Genomic DNA, 1,182 nt, shown 5'->3' on the forward strand with positions numbered 1-1,182 from the left:
CCCGTTCCCATGCCGAACACGGAAGTTAAGCGCTTCAGCGCCGAAAGTAGTTGGGGGTCTCCCCCTGTGAGGATAGGACGCTGCCAGGCTGTTTATTTTTTTGAAAAAATTATTGACTTTCTTCTTGAGGAGACTTAAAATAGGTAAAGTCGATACAGTAATTATTTAAAACGGTCCCGTGGTGTAGTGGTTAACATGTCTGCCTGTCACGCAGAAGATCGCGGGTTCGAATCCCGTCGGGACCGCCATTTTTTTATTTAATTTAATAAGTTGGCTTTGTAGCTCAGTTGGTAGAGCAAAGGACTGAAAATCCTTGTGTCGGCGGTTCGATTCCGTCCAAAGCCACCATTTACAGCGCCGGTGTAGCTCAGTTGGTAGAGCATCTGACTTGTAATCAGAGGGTCGAGGGTTCGAATCCTTTCGCCGGCACCATTTTTCTCATGGCGGTTGTGGCGAAGTGGTTAACGCACCGGATTGTGATTCCGGCATTCGAGGGTTCAATTCCCTTCAGCCGCCCCATTTTTTAAAAATTAATGAGCCATTAGCTCAGTTGGTAGAGCATCTGACTTTTAATCAGAGGGTCGCAGGTTCGAGCCCTGCATGGCTCACCATTTCTCATTAATTTCTATACTTAAATACTTTATATGCGGGTGTGGCGGAATTGGTAGACGCGCTAGACTTAGGATCTAGTGTCTTTGACGTGGGGGTTCGAGTCCCTTCACCCGCATCTCTAATCTAATTTTATATTGCGGAAGTAGTTCAGTGGTAGAATACGACCTTGCCAAGGTCGGGGTCGCGGGTTCGAATCCCGTCTTCCGCTCCAATTATATGCGGTCGTGGCGGAATCGGTAGACGCGCTAGGTTGAGGGCCTAGTGGTGGTTAACACCGTGGAGGTTCAAGTCCTCTCGACCGCATTAATGCACCCTTAGCTCAGCTGGATAGAGCGTTAGACTACGAATCTAAAGGCCGGGAGTTCGAATCTCTCAGGGTGCACCATTTATAACGGGAAGTAGCTCAGCTTGGTAGAGCACTTGGTTTGGGACCAAGGGGTCGCAGGTTCGAATCCTGTCTTCCCGACCATTTCTTAATTCAATTTGGTCTTTGAAAACTGAACGATGAGGCAAAAATGATTTACAATTTTTGAATGAAGCGCAAGCTTCGTCATTTTTAAAGAGCTATAT

General features: G+C 47.2%; 10 tRNA genes and 1 rRNA gene. All 11 read left to right on the forward strand.

From position 1 onward, the window contains the following. Positions 1-89: ribosomal RNA gene (gene rrf, locus KNP84_RS15080) — 5S ribosomal RNA — on the forward strand; the annotation flags it as partial. Between the two features lie 83 nt (positions 90-172). After that, positions 173-248, forward strand: a tRNA-Asp gene (locus KNP84_RS15085). Positions 249-272: 24 nt separating this feature from the next. Next, positions 273-348 (forward strand) — tRNA-Phe (locus tag KNP84_RS15090). Between the two features lie 8 nt (positions 349-356). Beyond that, positions 357-432, forward strand: a tRNA-Thr gene (locus tag KNP84_RS15095). 11 nt (positions 433-443) lie between these two features. Continuing rightward, positions 444-519 (forward strand) — tRNA-His (locus KNP84_RS15100). Positions 520-535: 16 nt separating this feature from the next. Next, positions 536-611 (forward strand) — tRNA-Lys (locus KNP84_RS15105). Positions 612-646: 35 nt separating this feature from the next. Then, positions 647-727 (forward strand) — tRNA-Leu (locus KNP84_RS15110). A gap of 21 nt (positions 728-748) precedes the next feature. Beyond that, positions 749-823: transfer RNA gene (locus KNP84_RS15115), tRNA-Gly, on the forward strand. A gap of 7 nt (positions 824-830) precedes the next feature. Further along, a tRNA-Leu gene (locus tag KNP84_RS15120) sits at positions 831-915 on the forward strand. A gap of 5 nt (positions 916-920) precedes the next feature. Beyond that, positions 921-997, forward strand: a tRNA-Arg gene (locus tag KNP84_RS15125). Positions 998-1,004: 7 nt separating this feature from the next. Then, positions 1,005-1,081: transfer RNA gene (locus tag KNP84_RS15130), tRNA-Pro, on the forward strand. The last annotated feature ends 101 nt before the right edge of the window (positions 1,082-1,182 follow it).

The sequence above is a fragment of the Exiguobacterium sp. s70 genome, from assembly GCF_018618315.1.
In the GTDB taxonomy this organism is placed as follows: Bacteria; Bacillota; Bacilli; order Exiguobacteriales; family Exiguobacteriaceae; genus Exiguobacterium; species Exiguobacterium chiriqhucha.